Origin of the sequence: Pseudomonas sp. P129 (assembly GCF_020312195.1) — a bacterium.
Lineage (GTDB): Bacteria > Pseudomonadota > Gammaproteobacteria > Pseudomonadales > Pseudomonadaceae > Aquipseudomonas > Aquipseudomonas fragariae.
On the sequence record NZ_JAGPYS010000006.1, the window covers coordinates 81,408 to 103,100 of the forward strand.

Consider the following 21,693-nt stretch of genomic DNA (forward strand, 5'->3'; position numbering starts at 1 on the left):
CGGCTCAGGGATGAAGTCGTGTACACCGGGCGAGCCAGTCTCGCCCGTTCTTTCAAAGCGAGTTGCCCATGAAACACAACGTCATCCTGATCGTGCTGGACGGCCTCAATTACGAAGTCGCACGCCATGCGATGGGGCACCTGCAAGCCTGGCATGATGCAGGCAGGGCCGCGCTCTACAAGATCGAATGCGAACTGCCCGCCCTCTCCCGCCCCCTTTACGAATGCATACTGACCGGTGTCGCGCCCATCCACAGCGGCATCGTGCATAACAACGTCTCACGCCTGTCGAATCAGCGCAGCATCTTTCACTATGCTCGCGACGCCGGACTGAGCACGGCAGCGGCGGCCTATCACTGGGTCAGCGAGCTGTACAACCGCACGCCGTTCGACCCGGCACGCGACCGCCACACCGAGGCAGCGGACCTGCCGATCCAGCACGGGCTGTTCTACTGGGCCGACCACTACCCTGATTCGCACCTGTTCGCCGACGCCGAAAGTCTGCGCCTCAGCCACGCCCCGAACTTTCTGCTGATCCACCCCATGAACATCGACGACGCCGGGCACAAGCACGGCCTCGACACTGCGCAGTACCGCAACAGCGCCCGCAGCGCCGACATCATTCTGGCTGACTATCTGCAACGCTGGCTGGATGCGGGGTATCAGGTGCTGGTAACCGCCGACCACGGCATGAACAACGACCGCTCGCACAACGGGCTGTTGCCGGAAGAGCGTGAAGTACCGCTGTTCGTTATCGGCGATGCCTTCAGCCTGAATGTCGACGCCGCGCCGCGCCAGACCGATCTGTGCGGCACCGTTTGCGAGCTGCTGGGTATCCCTCACGACAAACCGGTCTGCCGGGAGATCTTCAATTGACGACCTTTTCCCGAGGCAAGTGGCTGGGGCTGTTGTGCCTGCTGCCCTTCGCCGTATTTTTCATCGTGTTTCAGATCGCACCGCTGTTGTGGGTCGCGATCCACAGCCTGCAAAGCGATGCCGGCTGGGGCTGGGAAAACTTCACCCGGGCGTTCAGCTCGAAGTTCTATCGGCAGGCCATTCAGTACAGCCTGGAGATCAGCTTCTGGTCGAGCCTGTTCGGCATCATCATCTCCGTTCTGGGTGCCTATTCACTGCGCAAGGTGGATTCGCGGCTGCGCGATTTCGTCAACTCGTTCGCCAATATGACCAGCAATTTCGCCGGCGTTCCACTGGCGTTCGCGTTCATCATCCTGCTGGGGTTCAACGGCGCGCTGACCCTGATCCTCAAGCAGACCGGGATCATCGATGACTTCAACCTGTATTCCAAGACCGGACTGATCATCCTTTATACCTACTTCCAGATCCCCCTCGGCGTGCTGCTGCTCTACCCCGCATTCGATGCAGTGCGCGAAGACTGGAACGAGTCGGCAGCGCTGCTGGGGGCCAGCAGCTATCAGTTCTGGCGCTACATCGGCCTGCCGGTGCTGACCCCGGCACTGCTCGGCACCTTCGTCATTCTGCTGGCCAATGCGCTCGGCGCGTATGCCACGGTCTACGCGCTGACCACCGGCAATTTCAACGTATTGCCCATCCGTATCGCGGCGATGGTCGCGGGCGATATCACGCTGGACCCGAACATGGCCAGCGCGCTGGCGATGATTCTGGTCGGTCTCATGACCCTGGTCACGGTGGTCCATCAGTGGCTGTTGAGAAGGAGCTACCATGTCACGCGTTGAACGAGGGCCTGCGAGCATTTATCACAAGACGGTGGTCTGCCTGCTGTTCCTGATCCTGTTGCTGCCGCTGGCCGGCACCTTCCTGTACTCGATCGCGACCAGCTGGTCGGCGACCATTCTGCCCAGCGGCCTGACCTTCAAATGGTACGTGGCGCTGTGGAGCGACCCACGCTTTCTGACGGCGTTCGGCCAGTCACTGCTGGTCTGCGTCGGCGCACTGATCCTTTCGGTGGTGTTGATTCTGCCCCTGCTGTTCGTCGTGCATTACTACTTTCCGCGCCTCGACGGGCTGATGAACATCCTCATCCTGCTGCCGTTTGCCGTGCCGCCCGTAGTTTCCTCGGTCGGCCTGCTGCAGCTGTATGGCTCAGGCCCCATGGCGATGGTCGGCACACCGTGGATTCTGATCGGCTGTTACTTCACCGTCGCCCTGCCCTTCATGTACCGCGCCATTACCAACAACCTGCAGGCCATCAACCTGACAGACCTGATGGACGCCGCCCGGTTGCTCGGTGCCAGCACCTGGCAGGCGGCGTTCATGGTGGTGCTGCCCAACCTGCGCAAGGGCCTGATGATTGCCCTGCTGCTGTCGTTCTCGTTCCTGTTCGGCGAATTCGTATTCGCCAACCTGCTGGTCGGCACGCGCTATGAAACCCTGCAGGTGTACCTCAACAACATGCGCAACAGCAGCGGTCACTTCAACAGCGCGCTGGTGATTTCCTATTTCCTCTTCGTGCTGGTGCTGACCTGGGCCGCCAATCGACTGAACAAGGACAAAGACTGAGATGAGTTTTGTCAGCATTGAAAACCTGCAGAAAAGCTACGCCAGCACGTCAGTGTTCAGCGACATCAACTGCAGCATTGCGAAGGGTGAATTCGTTACCTTGCTGGGCCCGTCGGGCTGCGGCAAATCCACGTTATTGCGCTGCATCGCCGGGCTGACCCCGGTCAACAGCGGGCGCATTCTGCTCGATGGCAGCGATCTGGTGCCGCTCACCCCGCAAAAGCGCAACATCGGCATGGTGTTCCAGAGTTACGCGCTGTTTCCCAACATGACCGTCGAGCAAAACGTCGCCTTCGGGCTGCGCATTCAGAAAGTCAGTGCTGACGAGAGTACACGGCGCGTCGCCGAGATTCTGCGCATGGTCGAGCTGCACGATTTTGCCACGCGTTACCCGCATCAGTTGTCCGGCGGGCAATGCCAGCGCGTGGCGCTGGCGCGTTCGCTGGTCACTCGCCCGCGTCTGCTGTTGCTCGATGAGCCGCTGTCGGCGCTGGATGCGCGGATTCGCAAGAACCTGCGCGAACAGATCCGTGCCATTCAGCGCGAGCTGGGCCTGACCACCATTTTCGTGACCCACGACCAGGAAGAAGCACTGACCATGTCAGACCGTATCTTCCTGATGAACCAGGGCCGGATCGTGCAGAGCGGCGATGCCGAAACCCTCTACACCGCGCCTGTGGACGTATTCGCCGCAGGCTTCATCGGCAACTACAACCTGCTGGAAGCCGACGACGCCACGCGCCTGATGCAGCGCCCGATCAACAGCCGTGTGGCGATCCGCCCTGAATCGATCCAATTGAGCCTGACCGGCGAACTGGAAGGCGAAATACGCAGTCACAGTCTGCTCGGCAACGTCATCCGTTACCGGGTACAGGCCCGTGGCGTGAAGCTGGTGGTCGACGTACTGAACCGCAGCGCCGACGACCTGCACCCGGACGGAAGGCGTGTAACACTGAACATCGAACCGTCGGCGCTGTGCGCGCTTGACTGACGCAACCGCCGAGCTTTCGCTTGAAGCTTGAAGCTTGAAGCTTGAAGCTTGAAGCTTGAAGCTAACGTAACCAACACTGAGGATAAGCACACATGCCCCTGGCAATTTTCGACCTGGACGAGACCCTGATCGGTGGTGACTGCGCCACGCTCTGGAGCGAGCAGATGGGTCGCCTGGGCTGGGTTGACTCGACGTCGTTCATGCAACGCAACGACGAACTGATGGCCGCCTACAGCGAGGGCAAGCTCGCGATGGAAGACTACATGGCCTTCAGCCTGGAGCCCATGGCTGGCCGTACCCCCGAAGAAATCGAGCATCTGGTCGGCCCGTGGGTCGAGGACGTCATCGAACCGATCATCTACAGCGACGCCTGCACGTGCATTGCAAAGCACCGCGCCAAGGGTGACCGGATTCTGGTGATCTCGGCTTCGGGCGTGCACCTGGTCAAGCCGATCGCCGAACGCCTCGGCATCGACGAAGTGCTGGGTATCGAGCTGGACGTGCAGCATGGCGTCTACAGCGGGGCCACTGTCGGCGTGCTGACCTATCGGGAAGGCAAGATCACGCGCCTGATGGAGTGGCTGGATGCCGAGGGGGAAAATCTCGAGGGTGCGAGTTTCTATTCGGATTCGCGCAATGACCTGCCGCTGCTGCTCAAGGTTGACCACCCTAACGTGGTCAACCCCGATGCCGTGTTACTGGAACACGCACAGAAAGCAGGCTGGCCGGTGCACGACTGGAGCTGAGTCCAGAGGCGCCGCCGGGTCAGACCAGGCTTTCGTCGATCACCAGCACGATCTTGCCGGACACCGTATTGGTCGCCAGCTCTTCGAACGCCGCTTCGGCATCCTTGATCGCAAAGGATTTCGCCAGTTGCGGCTTGAGGCGGCCTTCCGTGAACAGCGGCCAGACGTGCTGTCCCAGGTCACTGAGCAGGTCGGCCTTGAACGTGTCGTCGCGGCTGCGCAAGGTCGAGCCCATCAACCGGATACGCTTGCCCAGCACATGAGCCAGATCCACTTTCGCCTCGCGGCCGCTCATGACGCCGATCAGCACCCAGCGGCCGTCAAGGGCCAGCAGTTTTACATTGAGCTCGGCATAGCTCGCCCCCACCGGGTCGAGGATGACGTTGAACGGTGCAAAATCGTTCAGGCCTTCAAGACTTTCGCTGCGCACCACGCCGCCCTGAGCACCCAGTTCGACGCAATAGGCCAGCCGTTCGGCCGAGCCGACGCTGACCCAGACCGGGTTGCCAAACGCCTTGCAAAGCTGAATCCCGGCTGAACCAACCCCACTTGCGCCAGCGTGCAACAACACCTTCTCGCCTGGCTTGAGCCCGGCGAGCTCGAACAGGTTCAGCCACGCCGTGGCATAGACCTCGGGAATGGCCGCCGCCTCATGCAGCGACAGCCCTTCCGGCACCGGCAGCACGTGTCGCCCATCGACCACCACTTCTTCGGCCATCGCCCCGCCCGCCAACAGCGCGCAGACGCGGTCTCCAACCACCCAGGACGAACCCGGACCGACTTCGGCGATCACGCCGGAGCACTCCAGACCCAGCGTCTGAGTGACCCCGGGCGGCGGCGGATACTTGCCCTCGCGCTGTAACAGATCGGCACGATTCAAACCTGCCGCAGCCACTTTGATACGTACCTGCCCCACATCGAGGGCCGGACTCGGCTCCTCGACCCATTCCACATGTCCTTCAACGCCTTGCAATGCCTTCACGGTGCCTCCATAGTGAGTCCAGACTGAGCCCGTGGCTGTTTTGCCCGGGCTTTTGCATTATGCGGCCGGGTCCAAAGGAACCGGCGACCTCAAAGACGGCCTAATATGCGTTATCAATTGTCCTCGCGTCGAATCAGCATGAAGCAACTATTCCCCAGCACTGCCCTCGCACTGTTTGTCGGCCTTAGCGTTTTGCCGATGTCAGCCAGTACCTTTGCCGCCAACAGCTGGGATAATCTTCAGCCGGACCGCGATGAAGTGATTGCCAGTCTCAACGTGGTTGAGCTGCTCAAACGACATCACTACAGCAAGCCGCCCCTGGACGACAAGCGTTCAGCGATTATTTACCAGAGCTACATCAAGCAACTGGACCCCTCGCGCAGCTATTTCATGGCCAGCGACATTGCCGAGTTCGACAAATGGCAGTTCCAGTTCGACGACTTCTTGAAAAGTGGCGACCTGAACGCCGGCTTCACCATCTACAAGCGCTATCTGGACCGCGTCAACGCGCGTCTGAACTTCGCGCTGGGCGAGCTGGGCAAGGGCGTCGACAAGCTCGACTTCAATACCAAGGAAACCCTGCTGGTCGACCGCAAGGACGCCGCTTGGCCCAAGGATACCGCCGAGCTCGACGAACTGTGGCGCAAGCGCATCAAGGATGAAGTCCTGCGGTTGAAGATTGCAGGCAAGGACCCGGCGAAGATTCAGGAAACCCTGACCAAGCGCTACAAGAATCAGCAGGCGCGTCTGAATCAGACTCGCGCCGAAGATATCTTCCAGGCCTACATCAACACGTTCGCCATGTCCTACGATCCGCACACCAACTACCTGTCACCTGACAGCGCGGAGAACTTCGACATCAACATGAGCCTGTCGCTGGAAGGCATCGGCGCCGTGTTGCAGAGCGATAACGACAACGTGAAGATCGTGCGTCTGGTGCCGGCAGGTCCGGCGGCCAAGACCAAGCAGGTTGCCCCGGCCGACAAGATCGTGGCCGTCGCTCAGGGCGACAAGGAAATGGTCGACGTGATCGGCTGGCGTCTGGATGAAGTGGTCAAGCTGATCCGCGGTCCGAAAGGCTCGGTGGTACGCCTGGAGATCATCCCGGCCAGCAATGCGCCGAACGACCAGACCACCAAGATCGTCGCCATCACCCGTGAAGCGGTGAAACTTGAAGAGCAGGCGGCCAAGAAGTCGATCCTGCACCTCAAGCAGGACGGCAAGGATTACAAGCTCGGGGTCATCGACATTCCGGCCTTCTATCTGGACTTCAAGGCCTACCGGGCTGGCGATCCGGAATACAAGAGCACCACCCGTGACGTGAAGAAACTGCTCACCGAATTGCAGGCCGAGAAGGTCGACGGTGTGGTACTGGATCTGCGCAACAACGGTGGCGGTTCATTGCAGGAAGCCACCGAGCTGACCAGCCTGTTCATCGACAAAGGCCCGACCGTGCTGGTGCGCAATGCCGACGGCAAGGTCGACGTGCTGGAAGACGAAGCCAAGGGCGCGTTCTACAAAGGCCCGATGGCACTGCTGGTCAACCGTCTGTCTGCGTCGGCGTCGGAGATTTTCGCCGGGGCCATGCAGGATTATCACCGCGCGCTGGTGATCGGTGGTCAGACCTTCGGTAAAGGCACCGTGCAGACCATTCAGCCGCTCAATCACGGCGAACTGAAACTGACCCTGGCCAAGTTCTACCGGGTTTCCGGTCAGAGCACCCAGCATCAGGGCGTGGTACCGGACATCACTTACCCGTCGCTGATCGACACCAAGGAAATCGGCGAGAGCGCGCTGCCCGAGGCCATGCCGTGGGACAGCATCAAACCGGCGATCAAGCCGGCGATCGACCCATTCAGGCCGTTCCTGGCCCAACTGCAGGCGCGTCATGAGGCACGTTCGGCAAAAGACGCCGAGTTCGTGTTCATCGAGGATCGCCTGGCGCTTGCCAAGAAGCTGATGAACGAGAAGACCGTCAGCCTCAATGAAGCCGACCGTCGTGCCGAGCATGCGTCTATCGAAAGCAAGCAACTTGCGCTGGAAAACACCCGCCGCAAGGCCAAGGGTGAAGAGCCGCTCAAAGAGCTGAAGAAGGAAGACGAAGACGCGCTGCCGGTGGAAGACGAGAAAACCAAACCCGAGGACGATGCCTATCTGGCAGAGACCGGGCGCATTCTCATCGACTACCTGGGTCTGAGTGCCGCTGTCGCGAAAAAGTAACGCAGGTTCATTGATGGCCATTTAGCTTCAACGTCATCAAACAGTCATGAAGCTGTCGTGAAATACGGGGCTGAACGCGAAAGCGCTCAGCCCTTTTTCATTCTCTTCGAGACGACCATGACCATAACAGAGCAGCTGAGCGCACTGAGTTCCATTCTGGCTCGTGGTGATTTGCACAGTTTGTTCCAACCCATCGTCTCGCTGTCGGAACACCGGATCCTGGGCTATGAAGCCTTGACCCGCGGCCCGTCCAACAGCGCCCTGCACTCGCCCCTGAACCTGTTCGCCATCGCCCGCCAGGCCGGTCGTCTGAGCGAGCTGGAGTTGAGTTGTCGGGACAGCGCCTGCCGACGTTTCAGTCAGCAGAAGTTGCCGGGCAAGCTGTTTCTCAACGTCTCCCCCGAATCGCTGCTCGAAACCTCGCATCCACCGGGGCGGACTCTGGAGATGCTGCGTCGCTACCACATCGCGCCCAAGGACGTGGTCATCGAGTTGACCGAGCAGATGCCCACCGACGATTTCGACCTGCTGTACAAAGCGTTGCACCACTACCGCGACATGGGCTTTTCCATCGCGCTGGACGATCTGGGTGCCGGTTATTCGAGCTTGCGACTCTGGTCGGAGCTGCGCCCGGACTACGTGAAAATCGATCGGCACTTCATCGACGGCATTCACCAGGATGCGGTGAAGCGCGAATTCGTCGGCTCCATGCTGCAGATGGCCAAGGCCTCCAGAGCGACGGTCATTGCCGAAGGCATTGAATTGCCCGAAGAGCTCGCGACGCTGAAAGACATGGGTGTAAACCTGGTTCAAGGCTATCTGCTGGCCCGACCTCAGGAGCGCCCGCCGCGCGACACCCGCGCCATGCCGCCCAGGACAGAAACCGCAGTAGCGCCGCTCAACGAAGAAGCGGCCGACCTGTCTGCCCTGCTCAATCCGCAGCCATCGGTCAGCCAGTCGACACCCACGGCTGAAGTGCTGGAAGCGTTTCGCAGGCAGGCCAACCTCAATTCTCTGGCGGTGCTGGATGACGACGCCCGACCGTGCGGCATCGTCCACCGGCATTCGTTGTCCGAGGCCCTGCTCAAGCCCTTCGGCACCGAGCTGTTTGCCCGCAAACCGATCAGCCGTCTGATGAGCAGTGACTTTCTCGCCGTGGAGGTCAGCCAGTCGCTGCAACAGGTCAGCCGGCTGTTGACCAGCCGTGCCCGGCAGCGCATCGAGGAGGATTTCATCATCACCTCGAACGGTTCCTATCTGGGCCTCGGACGAGTGATCGACGTGCTCAAGCTGATTACCGAAATGAAGATCCAGCAGGCACGTTACGCCAACCCGCTGACCCTGCTGCCCGGCAACGTTCCGATTCAGCAATGCCTGACTCGACTGCTGCAGCAAGGCCGTGCGTCGATGATCTGCTACGTGGACATCGACAGCTTCAAGCCCTTCAACGACATCTACGGTTATGCGCGTGGCGACGAGGTGCTGCTGTGTCTGGCGCAATGCCTGAACGACCGCATCGATCCAGCCAGGGACTTTGTCGGGCACATCGGCGGGGATGATTTTCTGATGGTGCTGGGCTTTGATGACTGGGAACGACGCCTGAAAACCCTGCTGGATGATTTTCAGAATCAATGCCGGCGTTTCTACCGCGCAGAACACCTGGAAGCCGGTTGTTTCATCGCCCTCAACCGTCAGGGCCAACGCCAGGAATTCCCCCTGTTGTCACTGTCGATTGGCGTGGTGCACTTGCATGAAGCAAGCTGCACGCTGGTCGATGCCAGCCAATTGGCCGACCTCGCTTCACAGGCCAAGCACTTCGCCAAGGATGTCGCCGGCGCCAGCATTCACGTCATCGATTCGACGCGACTGGATTTGTTGATGCAGGCGTGAGCGCCGGCGCCATACCCCTACTGCGCTTGCACTTGCGGATAACTGTATTCAAACACCCGAACCACTTCCGAGGCGTGCCATGACGCTGCCGCGACGCCGTCCGAAGGTCCGGAGAAACGGCCAAGGCGTTCGGCGCACTCGAAAAAACCGGGACGCGGCAGGCGGCTGGCGCCCTGGCTGATGACCAGCGAACTGCGCAAGGGCTGTTCAGCGCGGGCATCCATGGCGGCGAGGTGCTCAAGGGCGGCCGTAAGGGTCTGCATGGCCGGGCTGGGCAGTTGCAGGCGTTCCACCAGAGCGCGATAGGTCAGCAGGTGCCGTTGGCGACGGGCCAGATCGAGCTCATTGAGCAGTCCATCCCAATGCTGACGACTGATGCGCACGCTCACGACTCACCTCGCCAGCCCGGCACTCCAAGCTCCCACGCCAGGCTGCGTTTGATGGCGCCGTCCGGCTGCCGAGTACCGTTCTCGATCAGTTCCAGATAGGACGGGCTGATCCCGACGGTACGCGCCAGACTCGTCGCTTCAAGGCCTTTGGCCTCGCGCAGTGCACGCAATTCATCGAACCCGGGAAGCTCACTGGCGGTGGTGCCGCCAGTCGAGGCAGCCGGCTCGGAAGGCTTGCCGGCCAGGCCGGCGGCCTTGAGCAGTGCTTGATACTGCGCCCAGGGCAGCACGGCGTATTCCGGCTCCCCGTCACGGGATATCACTTGAAGATCCATAGAGTCACCTTGTACTACACGACCGCATACTGATCAGGCTTGATCCATAGGCAGGCATCTTAACAGCGGAACGCCAGGGCTTGTGTTCAATCCGTGAGACTTACACCTTACCCCGCTCTTGCTCCAGCAGGGCCTGAGTCTTCGGCAGTTGCTCGACCACGATGAGTTTCTCGGGCGATTGCTGCGCGCGCCATTCACGAAAAGCGTCCAGCTCATTGCTCAGGTGCTTGGTAACCCACGCCAGCACGGCGATGTCATCGAGCATGCCGAGGCCGGGTATCCAGTCGGGGATCGCGTCCAGCGGGCTGAGGAAGTACATCAGACCGGCGACAATGGACAGGATCGCTTTGGGGCTGATGGCGCGGTATTCGCCCCGCCAGTAAGCCAGGCACAAGGCCTGCAGCAAACGCAGGTCTTCCTTGAGTTTGCCCAGACGATTACCTTCACTGTTGCCCTTGCGCGCGACAGCGAACAACAGTCCTGGCAATCGTCCAGCGGCCAGCAAACGCCGGGCTCCGGGCAGATAACGGATAAAATTCCACGGTGCTTTCATACCCACTCCCGTTGAGCAAAATGTCGTTCGATAAAAGCAGATTCGCCGAACCTGCCCGGCCAGTGCCACAAGGTTATCCACAATAATTGTGGATAACCTTGTGAACAGCGGCTTCTTTCCAGCCTCAACCCCCCGTTTTCGGGGGGCCGTAGTCAAATCGGGCGTTTTTTACTCACAAAAAAACTACAAACGTGTGAACCCGACACCCTCTATTAAACGAGTGCCTTGATCTTGCCGGACTGTCGGACAATGCCTTTGCATGCATCCATGATAGTGGGACTGCCCGAATGGCCAAGCGTTCGGGAAATAAGCCGGACACAAAAACGCCCTGTCGAGACAGGGCGTTTTCTGTAGCCAGGTGGTGCGTTACTTCTTGGCCGGAGCCGAAGCGGCAGGAGCTGCCTCTTCTTCGTCGGCATCAGCACCAGGAGTCGGTGCCGCTGCAGGGTCCTTGATACCCAACAGTTCAAGATCGAACACCAGTACCGAGTTGGCAGGGATCGCCGGGCTCGGGCTCTGTGCGCCGTAAGCCAGATCACTCGGGATGAAGAGTTTGATCTTCTCGCCGACGTGCATCAGTTGCAGACCTTCGACCCAACCCGGAATCACACCGCCAACCGGCAGGTCGATCGGGCTGCCGCGCTCAACGGAACTGTCGAAGACCTTGCCGTCGATCAGCTTGCCTTCGTAGTGAACAGTCACAACATCGGTAGGCTTGGGCTGAGCGCCATCGGCTTTCTTGATGATCTGATACTGCAGGCCGGAAGCGGTGGTGACCACGCCGTCCTTCTTACCGTTCTCTTCGAGGAATTTCTTGCCAGCGGCAGAAGCCTCTTCGCTCATCTTCGCCAGACGCTCTTCGGAACGCTTTTGCAGCGCGGAGAAGGCTTCAACCAGCTCTTCGTCCTTGAGTTTCTGATCTTTCTTGCCAACAGCATCTTCGATACCCAGGGCTACAGCCTTGGAATCCAGATCATCCATACCTTCCTGAGCCAGGCTTTTGCCCATGTTCAGACCGATGCCATAAGACGCTTTTTGTGCTGGGGTTTTCAGCTCTACGGTGCTGGCTTGCTTGTCACAACCTGCGAGTACCAGACCGACCAGGGCAATCGCCGCTGCCAACCGATGCTGTTTCATGCTAATTCCTTGTTCATGCGCCAAAAGGGCAAACGAGTAAAGCCGCGAGCTTATCAGGCCGCCGCGATCAATGGCTACCGGCATGAGAGGGAGAAAACGCCGATAAGTTCAGGTATCCAAAGGTTTTCCCGGATCTGTACCGCATTGTTCAGTTGCAGTTCAGTTTGTGATTCGCGAAGGCAAGGCGCTGGCTCGCTGCACAGGGCTCAGGCCACGGGACTGATCACACCGGCATCAGGCCAGCGCTCACTGGTCTGCAGCACGCGCAGAAGCCCGGCCCGCGCCACTCGAAGGGCGAAATCCTGCACGCTGAGGTTACCGGCAGCGAGTTGCGCTTGAACGGACTCGGCCCCGGAGTACACTCGCGATACGCTTTGCAACAGTTGAAACTCCTCGGCGGACTGGCTTGGGGTGTAACAGAGCAGTGCGCCGTCGGCTGCCGAGAAATAAACCGCCGACATCTCGAAACCATAGCGAATCGGCAGGCCTTTACGGCGTTGTGCCGGTTTGTGCCGGTAACTGAACATCCGATGCAGGTCATCCGGCTCGAAGAAATCGTTGATGACGTCACGTCCGCCCTCGACGGCCAGATTGGCTGAGCAGAAATACATGCCGTCCACACGGTAGCCGTCAGGTAATGCAGGCCGATAATAGGCATCGGGATGAAATGCCGAACACGGTGCATACACCGGCATGCCGTCATCGAGAATCGGCTCGGCAATCCGATAGGCTCGTGCGACCGGATTGAACAGAAGAAAACCGATGATCTGCGAATGAATACGACTGCCGATACGGCCATGTGCGTAACGTGCAGCCTCATCGGCACTGTTGAACGGCGCGCTGAGGCTCAGAGGTCGGGGTGGCCATTGCGCTTCGCAGCTTGCAGGCGATTTGGCGGGAGGTGTACGAGCGGCAGCATCGTCCGGGTAAGGCTGCCAGTCGGCCGGCACTTTGCCTGCCTGCCCCCACAGGCGGCTGGGCACTATCACGTGCAGATCCCCGGCACCGGCCAGCAGGCGGACCACATCACTGGGCATCATGCTCAGGTTCTGCAGCGCCTTGTGGATCTGGCTGAGTTCACACAGGTGCGGCATGCTGCGCGGGCCGGAGACGCGCGCAAACAATGTGTCTTCGGCGGCAGAGCGCGACAGCGTGTACTTGATCAGGGAGCCGTCAGGCCCGGATAGATACGTCGCCGCACACACCTCCTGATCATCGATCACCGCATAAATGTCGCCGACTGAAAAACTGTTCGGGTAAGTGACCTTTTCACTCTCCGGCCACTCGTCCAGCCCGGCCTGCAGTGACGGATGAGAATGGTAGACCGCATAGTCGTCATGCCCTTGCGGGTAGAGCACGTAACCTTCCTGGTCATTGCGCGGGAAGACTTCATTGGGATCGAAGCTGAACTCGCTGCCGTTCATGGGTTCGGTCGCGATGTATTTACCATCCTTGCGAACCAGAATGAAACCGCCGTATTCGCGATCACGCCGATTGCCGATCCGCTCGTGGGCATAACGCGCCGCATCATCAGGATGATCGAACGGCGCGCTGAGCGCCGGCATGCCGGGGTGGTGATCGATGGATCGTTTGTAGCGCCTTTTTCTGGGGTGCATGCGGGGCTCCTTGGAAGCCTGACTGATTGAGTCATGAGCGTAAGGAAACCCGAGACGGCAAGTGACATAGATGAATATGACGTTACGTACGCCTGCCGGCGCCGAACAACATGAAATTAAAGATAATTTTTAAGCATCCCGGGATGTGCTTCGATCCGCGGCGTGGGCGAATCGGCCCAGACCCTGCATCGACCATCGCGACTGGCGACCAGGGCTCACGCAGTTTGTCGTGCTCAGGAACATTTTTATGCAACCGACCACTCGTTTTCGCTCAACGCGCTCGACGGCTCGCCAGTTGGCAAGCCTGGCCGTAATCGCCGCCGCAGCCATGTTGCCGGTCAGCGCAGCCTATGCCGCCAAGAAGCCGCCGTTGGTTGTCACTGAGGGCATCAAGGCCTACCGCCTGTGCACAGGCCCCGACAATCTGTCACACGTCATCGAGGGTTCGATCGATCAAAAAGCCATGACCGATGTCAGCGCCCTGCACTTCAAGGAAACCCCGGCGCACTCGACCTTTGACTGGCATCCGGCCCCCGAAGAGCAGTACGTGATCACCCTGTCCGGCACGCTGGAATTTTCCACCACCGGCGGCGAGAACTTTATCCTGCACCCTGGGGAAGTATTGCTGGCGCAGGACACCACCGGCCCCGGCCATCGCTGGAAACTGATCGACGATCAGCCGTGGCGACGTGCGTATATCATCACCAAGCCAGGCGAAAAAGGCGCATTCGTGCCGAAGGACGGAGCGCCTGCGAAGGGCTGCTGATGCAGTGATGCAACCGCCCTCATCGAGCGCGATTACATCGACGCATCAGCCGCCGGCTCGGAAATTTCGATCAGGTTCAGATCCGGATCACGCACATACACCGACCAGATCGGCCCGGTAGCACCGGTGCGCTCGACCGGACCTTCGACGATCGGCCAGTCCTGCTCCTGCAGGTGCACAATCACCTGCTCCAGCGGGATGGTGGCGATGAAACACAGATCCAGCGCACCTGGCACCGGCAAGTGAGCCTTGGGCTCGAACTCTTTGCCGCGTTCATGGACGTTGATTTTCTGATTGCCGAAGCGAAATGCCAGACGCCCCTGACGAAAGCGTTCAGGGGTCATGCCCAGAACGCGTACGTAAAAATCCTTGCAGGCGTCGATATCGGCAGTGGTCAGTACCAGATGGTCCAGATGATCAATCACGGGATCAGCTCCGTTTGGAATAGAGTTCTGTTTACGACAATGGTCAGGTTTCGGATCAGATAATGCCAAGCCGACGCCACTCGGCACGGGTGGCAGCGTCGATGCCATGCGCTTCAAGCACAGCATCGGTGTGTTGACCGAGTGTTGGCGCAGACGATCGTACCTGCCCCGGCGTGTCTTGAAGTTTAGGCACAATACCCGGGAGGGTGACGGGCGTTCCGTCATCCAGCGTGCCCTGCAACAGCATGTCCCGCGCCTGATAATGCGGGTCCCTGGCGATATCGGCTGCGTCGTAGATCTTGCCTGCCGGAATACGGGCCTCGTTGAGCGCTGCAAGAACTTCGTCCATCGAGCGTTCGGCGGTCCAGGTCGAGATGGCCGCATCGATGCGCGCCACGTGCCTGACCCGCCCGTCGTTGTGCTCAAGCTCGGGGTCGCTGGCCAGGTCCGCGCGGCCGATCTTTTCCATCAGGCGCCGGAAGATACTGTCGCCATTGCCCGCGATCAACGCGTACTTGCCGTCATTGCAGCGGTAGGCATTGCTCGGCGCGATGCCTGGCAGGCTGCTGCCAGCCGGCTCGCGGACAGTATCGAATACCGAATACTCGGGAATCAGGCTTTCCATCATGTTGAACACTGACTCGTACAATGCGACATCTATCTGCTGCCCGTCGCCGCCATTCTGCTCGCGATGACGAAGCGCCAGCAGAATGCCGATCACACCGTGCAGCGCAGACAGCGAATCGCCAATCGATACGCCGACACGCACTGGCGTGCGCCCTGCCTCACCCGACAGATGACGCAGACCGCCCATGGCCTCACCGATCACGCCAAAACCCGGCCGGTCGCGATACGGCCCGGTCTGCCCGTAGCCGGAGACACGCAGCATGATCAGTTTCGGATTGAGGGCGTGCAGCGCTTCCCAGCTCAACCCCCAGCCTTCAAGTGTGCCGGGGCGGAAGTTCTCGACCAGTACATCGGCATCGCGGATCAGGCGCCGTGCCATCTCCTGCGCCTGAGGCTGGCGCAGATCGAGGGTTACCGACTGTTTGTTGCGGGACTGCACCGCCCACCAGACGGACGTGCCGTTATGCAGCAAACGCCATTTGCGCAGGGGATCACCGGTCAATGGCGGCTCGACCTTGATGACCTCGGCACCGAACTCGGCGAGAATCTTCGTCGCGAACGGCCCGGCAATGAGCTGACCCAGTTCCACCACCTTGATGCCCTGAAGAGGCAGGCTCATGACACGTCCTTTCTTGTTGGGAGGTGGAGGAATGATCTGCGCAAATGCGCTGGATGGAAAGCCGGAAGGTGCGCCTCCAGATCAGACCGCCGTAAAAAACCCCGCACCAGGCGGGGTTCATTGAATCAATTACTGCAGGCCAACTGGAAACTCATTGAGGAGTCACCCGAAGCCCCCCGCTTACCGACCATAAGTCCCAATACATTGACCTGTTCTGTTGTCGCAGCGCCGCCCAACTTGGCGTGCCCGTAGAACAGCCGCTCATGATCACTGGTATCAATGGAAGACACCGAGCAGAACCCTGGAGACTTTTTAAACTGCCCTTCCTTGAAGAGCACTTTATACGTCGCGAAGTAGTCTTTCTGGCTGCTGTAACTTACAGACTTGATCCAGGGCGACGACTGAGCAACGATATTGCCGTGCTGGTCGATGGTCGCCGTGTGCAGTACTGGCTTGGCCAGCGCGCTCGCAGAGAGGATCAAGGCCGTAGTGCCTACAAACAGTTTAAAACGATTTTTCATAGTCATTCCTTTGCTCATTATCGTATCAGACCGCCTCGATTCGGCGGTCGGTCTGGATTAATTATCTGGGATCATCAAAAAACGTTTAATGTCTGGATACCCCATCAACCCATTCAGCTAATACCAGCAAAGAGGATAAATCAAGCGCTCACCAAGGCTAACTAACAAGCCTGGTTTAAACTTCACTAATTAAGGACATTACTTACATTCGCGAAGAATAATTCTTACAGAACTTCAATAGAACTGCCGCGGGGGCATTGCACGAGGGGGTTGGAATTTCCAAACGACAGAAAGCAGAAAGCCCGCACTGGGCGGGCTTTCTGTTTGCTTCAAGGAGTTCAAGGGCCTTGAAGCGGAATATGGCGCAGCGGACGGGACTCGAACCCGCGACCCCCGGCGTGACAGGCCGGTATTCTAACCGACTGAACTACCGCTGCGCGTAACACTAAAAGCGAGTTTGGTGGGTGATGACGGGATCGAACCGCCGACCCGCTGCTTGTAAGGCAGCTGCTCTCCCAGCTGAGCTAATCACCCTTCACTCTCGGTGTGGCGCGCATTCTACGGAGCGACCTGTACTCTGGCAAGCACTTTTTTAAATAATTTTTATAATCCTTCCAAAGGCTTACAAACGCTCTGTACAGGGTTGGCCCCAGCGGCTGAGGAGCGAATAATGCCCGCCTTTGTATAGAAAGAGAGATTCACCTCATGTGGTTCAAAAACCTGCTTGTCTATCGCCTGACCCAGGACGTGCCTTTTGATGCCGAAGCGCTGGAGACAGCACTGGCGACCAAGCCGGCGCGCGCCTGCGCCAGCCAGGAGGTAGCCACCTATGGTTTCGTCGCTCCTTTCGGCAAGGGCGAAGACGCTCCATTGGTACACATCAGTCAGGACTTCATGCTGATCGCAGCACGCAAGGAAGAACGCATTCTGCCGGGCAGCGTCGTGCGTGACGCGCTCAAGGAAAAGGTCGACGAGATCGAAGCCGAGCAGATGCGCAAGGTCTACAAGAAGGAACGCGATCAGCTCAAGGATGAAATCATCCAGGCGTTCCTGCCGCGTGCGTTTATCCGTCGCTCCGCCACCTTCGCCGCCATCGCGCCGAAACAGGGCCTGATCCTGGTCAATGCCTCCAGCCCGAAACGCGCCGAGGACCTGTTGTCGACCCTGCGCGAAGTCATCGGCTCGCTGCCGGTACGTCCGCTGACGGTCAAGGTTTCACCGAGTGCGACCATGACCGACTGGGTCAAGACCCAGAAAGCGGCCGACAACTTCTTCGTGCTGGACGAGTGCGAGCTGCGCGACACCCATGAAGATGGCGGCATCGTGCGCTGCAAGCGTCAGGACCTGACCGGCGACGAAATCCAGCTGCACCTGAGCACAGGCAAGGTCGTGACCCAACTGTCGCTGGCCTGGCAGGACAAGCTGTCGTTCGTGCTGGACGATAAACTGGTGGTCAAGCGTCTGAAGTTCGAGGACCTGCTGCAGGATCAGGCCGAACAGGACGGTGGCGACGAAGCGTTGGGGCAACTGGACGCCAGCTTCACGCTGATGATGCTGACCTTCGGCGAGTTCCTGCCGGAGCTGTTCGAGGCATTGGGCGGCGAAGAGATTCCGCAGGGCATCTGATACCCGCTCTTGCAGCACTGCCGCTCGAAACACCGCGCCGTCTCGTCAGACGGCGCATTCATTTCACCCCGGTTATTCAACAATAAGGAACAGGCCATGCGTGCGTTGGCAGCCTTGAGTCGTTTTGTCGGCAACACGTTTGCCTACTGGGTTTTGCTGTTCGCCATTCTGGCATTTCTGTTTCCGCAGGCATTCATTGGCCTTAAGAGCTGGATCGTGCCGCTGCTGGGGCTGGTCATGTTCGGCATGGGCCTGACCCTGAAACTCGAAGACTTCTCTGAAGTGGCGCGTAACCCGTGGCGAGTGGCGCTGGGTGTGATCGCGCACTTTGTGATCATGCCCGGTGTGGCCTGGTTGCTGTGCCAGGTGTTTCAACTGCCGCCGGAGATCGCCGTGGGTGTGATTCTGGTCGGCTGCTGTCCGAGCGGCACTTCATCCAACGTCATGGCCTGGCTGGCAAAGGGTGATCTGGCGCTGGCGGTGGCAATCGCTGCGGTCACTACCCTGCTCGCCCCGCTGCTGACCCCGACCTTGATCTGGTTCCTGGCGTCGGCGTGGCTGCCGGTGTCCTTTCTGGATATGTTCTGGTCGATCCTGCAACTGGTCATGCTGCCGATTGTGTTGGGCGTGATTGCCCAGCGTCTGTTGGGCGCGCGGGTCAGCTATGCGGTCGATGTGCTGCCGCTGGTGTCGGTGGTCAGTATTGTGATGATCGTCTGCGCGGTGGTCGCCGCCAGTCAGGCGAAAATCGCTGAATCCGGCCTGCTGATCATGGCGGTGGTGATTCTGCATAACACGTTCGGTTTTCTGCTGGGTTATTTCACTGGCAAGGTTTTCAAGCTGCCATTGGCGCAACGCAAGTCGCTGGCGCTGGAGGTCGGTATGCAGAACTCGGGGCTGGGCGCTGCGCTGGCCAGTGCACATTTTTCGCCGCTGGCGGCGGTGCCAAGTGCGCTGTTCAGTGTCTGGCACAATATTTCCGGGGCGTTGCTGTCGACGTATTTCAGGAAGATGCCGGAGGAAGAGAATACGTCCGTCCGTTGATGCCAGTTGACTATCGTTCCTCACGCTCCAGTGAACTGCCCCCAAAAAGTTGGACGGTTGACTATCGTTCCCATGCTCCGCGTGGGAATGCAGTTCGTGACGCTCTGCGTCACACGGCGGTTCTGCGGTGTCAGGTGGATCGGGGTTCGGCTCAGGTCACCTTTTCGCCCCTCGGCGACTTACTTTGATGGGGCCAAAGTAAGCAAACCCCCTCGCTCCTGTTTCCGGCCCGACTTCGTCGGGTTCCTTCGCCCTGTCACTGCTCCGGGGGTCGCCGCAACGGGCCATCCATGGCCCGGTGCGGCTAGCCTGGCGTCCTGCCAGGCTACCCCCGGATCAGCGCCAGGACTCAGCCGTCACTTACGTCGCACTCTGCGTCGTCTGTGCCATCGTGGTTAAAAAGCATTTCGGTGGTAGTTAATGCGATTTTGACTATCGTTCCTCACGCTCCGCGTGGGAATGCAGTTCGTGACGCTCCGCGTCACACAGCGGTTCTGCGAGGTCAGGTGGATGTGGGTTCCAGCTCAGGTCACCTTTGGCCATCGTGCCAATCCGAAGTGATTGGCACGTCAGTCGTACGGAGCGCCGGCGCTACTGCACTTTTCCTCTCAGCGCTTTCACTTCTTCACGTACGTCCACGGGGGTTGCCACGTCCGCTGCGATGGGCGAACCGGCCACCAGCACAACGCGAGACCACAGGCGGCGAAACAGAGTCTTGCTCGGGTCGCGGCTGAAGAAGCTGCCCCACAGGCCTTGCAGTGCCAGTGGAATGACCGGTACCGGGGTTTCCTGGATGATGCGGCTCATGCCGTTCTTGAAGCCGTTGATTTCGCCGTCGGTGGTCAGTTTGCCTTCCGGGAAGATGCACACCAGTTCGCCTTCCGCGAGGTACTGGGCGATGCGCTTGAACGATGTTTCGTAGATGTCCATGTCTTCGTTACGCCCGGCAATGGGGATGGTCCCGGCGGTGCGAAAGATGAAGTTAAGCACAGGCAGCTGGTAGATCTTGTAGTACATGACAAAGCGGATCGGACGCCGCACCGCACCGGCAATCAGCAATGCATCGACAAAGGACACATGGTTGCAGACCAGCAGCGCCGCGCCTTCGTCCGGAATCCGGTCCAGATTGCGGTGTTCGACGCGGTACATGGAATGGCCAAGCAGCCAGATCATGAAGCGCATGGTGAACTCGGGGACGATCTTGAAGATGTAGATATTGACCGCGATGTTCATCACCGACACGGCCAGAAACAGCTGCGGAATCGACAGCTTGGCAACGCTCAGCAGCAGGATCGAGACAATCGCCGAGACCACCATGAACAGCGCGTTGAGAATATTGTTGGCGGCAATGACGCGCGAGCGCTCTTTCAGCGGCGTGCGCGACTGGATCAAGGCGTACAGCGGCACGATATAAAAGCCACCGAATACGCCGATACCCAGAATATCGAACAGCACCAGCCAGCCCTGCCCGGAGGACAGCACCGCCAGCCAGTCGTTGGCCTGCACGTTCTGCGGGAAACCGCCCGAATGCCACCACAGCAGCAGGCCAAAAATTGTCAGGCCCATCGAGCCGAACGGCACCAGCCCGATCTCGACCTTATGCCCGGACAAGCGCTCACAGAGCAACGAGCCCAGCGCGATGCCGATGGAGAATACGGCCAGAATCAGCGTAACGACCGTTTCGTCGCCGTACATCCATTCCTTGGCATAGGCCGGGATCTGCGTCAGGTAGATAGCGCCCACAAACCAGAACCACGAGTTGCCGACAATCGAGCGCGAAACCGCGGGCGTTTGCCCCAGCCCCATGCGCAAGGTCGCCCACGACTGGGTGAAGATGTTCCAGTTGAGCTTCATCTCCGGCGAGGCAGCCTCGGCGCGCGGGATACCGAAGCTGGCCAGAAACCCCAGGCAGGCGACCAGCACGATGGCAGCCGCCACCACCCAGGCGTATTGCGAAGAAGACATCATCACACCCGCGCTGATGGTGCCGGCCAGGATCGCCAGAAAGGTGCCCATCTCGACCAGCGCGTTGCCGCCGACCAGTTCGCTCTCGCGCAGGTGCTGGGGCAGGATCGAATATTTGACCGGCCCGAACAGCGCCGAATGCGTGCCCATGGCGAACAGCGCGGCCAGCATCAACTCCAGATGATTGAACAGAAAGCCTGCGGCGCCGACCACCATGATGACGATCTCGCCGAACTTGATGATGCGGATCAACTTGTCCTTGGGGTATTTCTCGCCGAACTGCCCGGCCAGCGCCGAGAACAGAAAGAACGGCAGGATGAACAGCAATGCGCATAGATTGACGTAGATCGAGCGATCCCCATCGATGCTGAGCTTGTAAAGAATGGCAAGGATCAATGACTGCTTGAAGACATTGTCATTGAATGCCCCGAGAGACTGCGTGATGAAAAACGGCAGGAAACGGCGTTTCCCGAGCAGGCTGAATTGTGACTGTTGGCTCATCGTCCGTGGTCCTGAGAGGCTGGGGAGAACTGACGCAGCGGCCAATCCGAGGCACATTGAAGACGTAACGCCGCCGAATGTCGATAGGACATTTTCTTTTACAAAACCTGTGTCGCTTTTTTTATCACTTCGGGCTTTGTCGGGGCGGCTGCGACACCGCGCCACGCTCGACCTTGGTCGACAAAGACGAAGCGCGGCCATCGTGCGAGACTGCGCGTTATCGATACGGTGTGGAATTTGAT

20 protein-coding genes and 2 tRNA genes are annotated in these 21,693 nt (G+C 59.4%); 10 read left to right on the forward strand and 12 right to left on the reverse strand.

What is annotated here, in order from left to right; translation table 11 throughout:
• Positions 1-68: 68 nt before the first annotated feature.
• From KBY02_RS15815 to KBY02_RS15835, 5 genes are all read left to right on the forward strand, one after another.
• Positions 69-875: an alkaline phosphatase family protein gene (locus KBY02_RS15815; RefSeq protein ID WP_225650615.1), complete on the forward strand. Its 807-nt coding sequence runs from the start codon at positions 69-71 to the stop codon at positions 873-875.
• Positions 872-1,714 (forward strand): ABC transporter permease, encoded by an 843-nt coding sequence (locus KBY02_RS15820; protein WP_003421288.1) that lies wholly within the window; start codon positions 872-874, stop codon positions 1,712-1,714. Before KBY02_RS15815 ends, KBY02_RS15820 begins: the two co-directional genes overlap by 4 nt.
• Complete coding sequence (locus tag KBY02_RS15825; RefSeq protein WP_004408565.1) at positions 1,701-2,498, forward strand: ABC transporter permease; 798 nt, start codon at positions 1,701-1,703, stop codon at positions 2,496-2,498. The genes KBY02_RS15820 and KBY02_RS15825 overlap by 14 nt, the downstream gene beginning before the upstream one ends.
• 1 nt (position 2,499) lies before the next feature.
• On the forward strand, positions 2,500-3,489 hold the full coding sequence (locus tag KBY02_RS15830) for an ABC transporter ATP-binding protein (RefSeq protein ID WP_011267122.1): 990 nt from the start codon (positions 2,500-2,502) through the stop codon (positions 3,487-3,489).
• A 92-nt stretch (positions 3,490-3,581) separates the two neighbouring features.
• On the forward strand, positions 3,582-4,235 hold the full coding sequence (locus KBY02_RS15835; RefSeq protein WP_024643192.1) for an HAD family hydrolase: 654 nt from the start codon (positions 3,582-3,584) through the stop codon (positions 4,233-4,235).
• A gap of 19 nt (positions 4,236-4,254) precedes the next feature.
• Here the strand turns inward: KBY02_RS15835 and KBY02_RS15840 are convergent, their stop codons facing one another.
• Positions 4,255-5,217, reverse strand: a complete 963-nt coding sequence (locus KBY02_RS15840) for an NAD(P)H-quinone oxidoreductase (protein ID WP_024643193.1) — start codon at positions 5,215-5,217, stop codon at positions 4,255-4,257.
• A gap of 138 nt (positions 5,218-5,355) precedes the next feature.
• On the opposite strand from KBY02_RS15840, the gene KBY02_RS15845 reads away from it, so the two are divergent.
• Positions 5,356-7,437: a carboxy terminal-processing peptidase gene (locus tag KBY02_RS15845; RefSeq protein WP_192874572.1), complete on the forward strand. Its 2,082-nt coding sequence runs from the start codon at positions 5,356-5,358 to the stop codon at positions 7,435-7,437.
• A gap of 117 nt (positions 7,438-7,554) precedes the next feature.
• Positions 7,555-9,327, forward strand: a complete 1,773-nt coding sequence (locus tag KBY02_RS15850; RefSeq protein WP_024643195.1) for a GGDEF domain-containing protein — start codon at positions 7,555-7,557, stop codon at positions 9,325-9,327.
• A gap of 17 nt (positions 9,328-9,344) precedes the next feature.
• Here the strand turns inward: KBY02_RS15850 and KBY02_RS15855 are convergent, their stop codons facing one another.
• The 5 genes from KBY02_RS15855 to KBY02_RS15875 form a co-directional block, all read right to left on the reverse strand.
• On the reverse strand, positions 9,345-9,716 hold the full coding sequence (locus KBY02_RS15855) for a hypothetical protein (RefSeq protein WP_024639956.1): 372 nt from the start codon (positions 9,714-9,716) through the stop codon (positions 9,345-9,347).
• Entirely contained in the window at positions 9,713-10,051 is a 339-nt protein-coding gene (locus KBY02_RS15860; RefSeq protein ID WP_024643196.1) for a helix-turn-helix domain-containing protein, read from the reverse strand. Before KBY02_RS15860 ends, KBY02_RS15855 begins: the two co-directional genes overlap by 4 nt.
• A gap of 100 nt (positions 10,052-10,151) precedes the next feature.
• On the reverse strand, positions 10,152-10,604 hold the full coding sequence (locus KBY02_RS15865) for a YkvA family protein (RefSeq protein ID WP_004408555.1): 453 nt from the start codon (positions 10,602-10,604) through the stop codon (positions 10,152-10,154).
• 366 nt (positions 10,605-10,970) lie between these two features.
• Complete coding sequence (locus tag KBY02_RS15870; RefSeq protein WP_003346532.1) at positions 10,971-11,741, reverse strand: FKBP-type peptidyl-prolyl cis-trans isomerase; 771 nt, start codon at positions 11,739-11,741, stop codon at positions 10,971-10,973.
• 206 nt (positions 11,742-11,947) lie between these two features.
• The gene (locus tag KBY02_RS15875) at positions 11,948-13,357 is read right to left on the reverse strand and encodes a DUF4329 domain-containing protein (RefSeq protein WP_011267115.1); all 1,410 of its coding nucleotides are present in this window, start codon (positions 13,355-13,357) and stop codon (positions 11,948-11,950) included.
• A 247-nt stretch (positions 13,358-13,604) separates the two neighbouring features.
• On the opposite strand from KBY02_RS15875, the gene KBY02_RS15880 reads away from it, so the two are divergent.
• The gene (locus KBY02_RS15880; RefSeq protein WP_004408551.1) at positions 13,605-14,123 is read left to right on the forward strand and encodes a hypothetical protein; all 519 of its coding nucleotides are present in this window, start codon (positions 13,605-13,607) and stop codon (positions 14,121-14,123) included.
• A gap of 32 nt (positions 14,124-14,155) precedes the next feature.
• On the opposite strand, the gene KBY02_RS15885 is transcribed toward KBY02_RS15880, so the two are convergent.
• The 5 genes from KBY02_RS15885 to KBY02_RS15905 form a co-directional block, all read right to left on the reverse strand.
• Positions 14,156-14,548 carry a VOC family protein gene (locus tag KBY02_RS15885; protein WP_003346527.1) on the reverse strand — a complete coding sequence of 131 codons (393 nt, stop codon included), beginning with the start codon at positions 14,546-14,548 and terminating at the stop codon, positions 14,156-14,158.
• A 55-nt stretch (positions 14,549-14,603) separates the two neighbouring features.
• Complete coding sequence (locus KBY02_RS15890) at positions 14,604-15,794, reverse strand: CaiB/BaiF CoA transferase family protein (protein ID WP_057457602.1); 1,191 nt, start codon at positions 15,792-15,794, stop codon at positions 14,604-14,606.
• A gap of 125 nt (positions 15,795-15,919) precedes the next feature.
• Complete coding sequence (locus tag KBY02_RS15895; RefSeq protein WP_011267113.1) at positions 15,920-16,315, reverse strand: hypothetical protein; 396 nt, start codon at positions 16,313-16,315, stop codon at positions 15,920-15,922.
• 360 nt (positions 16,316-16,675) lie between these two features.
• Positions 16,676-16,752, reverse strand: a tRNA-Asp gene (locus tag KBY02_RS15900).
• Between the two features lie 21 nt (positions 16,753-16,773).
• A tRNA-Val gene (locus KBY02_RS15905) sits at positions 16,774-16,849 on the reverse strand.
• A 171-nt stretch (positions 16,850-17,020) separates the two neighbouring features.
• On the opposite strand from KBY02_RS15905, the gene rdgC reads away from it, so the two are divergent.
• Together rdgC and KBY02_RS15915 are read left to right on the forward strand one after the other, a co-directional pair.
• The gene (gene rdgC / locus KBY02_RS15910; protein ID WP_003317427.1) at positions 17,021-17,941 is read left to right on the forward strand and encodes a recombination-associated protein RdgC; all 921 of its coding nucleotides are present in this window, start codon (positions 17,021-17,023) and stop codon (positions 17,939-17,941) included.
• A gap of 96 nt (positions 17,942-18,037) precedes the next feature.
• Positions 18,038-18,985 carry a bile acid:sodium symporter family protein gene (locus KBY02_RS15915; protein ID WP_011267112.1) on the forward strand — a complete coding sequence of 316 codons (948 nt, stop codon included), beginning with the start codon at positions 18,038-18,040 and terminating at the stop codon, positions 18,983-18,985.
• 591 nt (positions 18,986-19,576) lie between these two features.
• Here KBY02_RS15915 and KBY02_RS15920 read toward each other — a convergent pair.
• Entirely contained in the window at positions 19,577-21,451 is a 1,875-nt protein-coding gene (locus KBY02_RS15920; RefSeq protein ID WP_003407259.1) for an MFS transporter, read from the reverse strand.
• Positions 21,452-21,693: the final 242 nt, after the last annotated feature.

Coding starts and splice junctions, on each gene's coding strand:
- KBY02_RS15915 (WP_011267112.1), top strand. CDS start 18,038: ATGCGTGCGTTGGCAGCCTTGAGTCGTTTTGTCGGCAACACGTTTGCC.
- KBY02_RS15830 (WP_011267122.1), top strand. CDS start 2,500: ATGAGTTTTGTCAGCATTGAAAACCTGCAGAAAAGCTACGCCAGCACG.
- rdgC (WP_003317427.1), top strand. CDS start 17,021: ATGTGGTTCAAAAACCTGCTTGTCTATCGCCTGACCCAGGACGTGCCT.
- KBY02_RS15865 (WP_004408555.1), bottom strand. CDS start 10,604: ATGAAAGCACCGTGGAATTTTATCCGTTATCTGCCCGGAGCCCGGCGT.
- KBY02_RS15860 (WP_024643196.1), bottom strand. CDS start 10,051: ATGGATCTTCAAGTGATATCCCGTGACGGGGAGCCGGAATACGCCGTG.
- KBY02_RS15920 (WP_003407259.1), bottom strand. CDS start 21,451: ATGAGCCAACAGTCACAATTCAGCCTGCTCGGGAAACGCCGTTTCCTG.
- KBY02_RS15850 (WP_024643195.1), top strand. CDS start 7,555: ATGACCATAACAGAGCAGCTGAGCGCACTGAGTTCCATTCTGGCTCGT.
- KBY02_RS15815 (WP_225650615.1), top strand. CDS start 69: ATGAAACACAACGTCATCCTGATCGTGCTGGACGGCCTCAATTACGAA.
- KBY02_RS15835 (WP_024643192.1), top strand. CDS start 3,582: ATGCCCCTGGCAATTTTCGACCTGGACGAGACCCTGATCGGTGGTGAC.
- KBY02_RS15875 (WP_011267115.1), bottom strand. CDS start 13,357: ATGCACCCCAGAAAAAGGCGCTACAAACGATCCATCGATCACCACCCC.
- KBY02_RS15895 (WP_011267113.1), bottom strand. CDS start 16,315: ATGAAAAATCGTTTTAAACTGTTTGTAGGCACTACGGCCTTGATCCTC.
- KBY02_RS15825 (WP_004408565.1), top strand. CDS start 1,701: ATGTCACGCGTTGAACGAGGGCCTGCGAGCATTTATCACAAGACGGTG.
- KBY02_RS15880 (WP_004408551.1), top strand. CDS start 13,605: ATGCAACCGACCACTCGTTTTCGCTCAACGCGCTCGACGGCTCGCCAG.
- KBY02_RS15870 (WP_003346532.1), bottom strand. CDS start 11,741: ATGAAACAGCATCGGTTGGCAGCGGCGATTGCCCTGGTCGGTCTGGTA.
- KBY02_RS15890 (WP_057457602.1), bottom strand. CDS start 15,794: ATGAGCCTGCCTCTTCAGGGCATCAAGGTGGTGGAACTGGGTCAGCTC.
- KBY02_RS15845 (WP_192874572.1), top strand. CDS start 5,356: ATGAAGCAACTATTCCCCAGCACTGCCCTCGCACTGTTTGTCGGCCTT.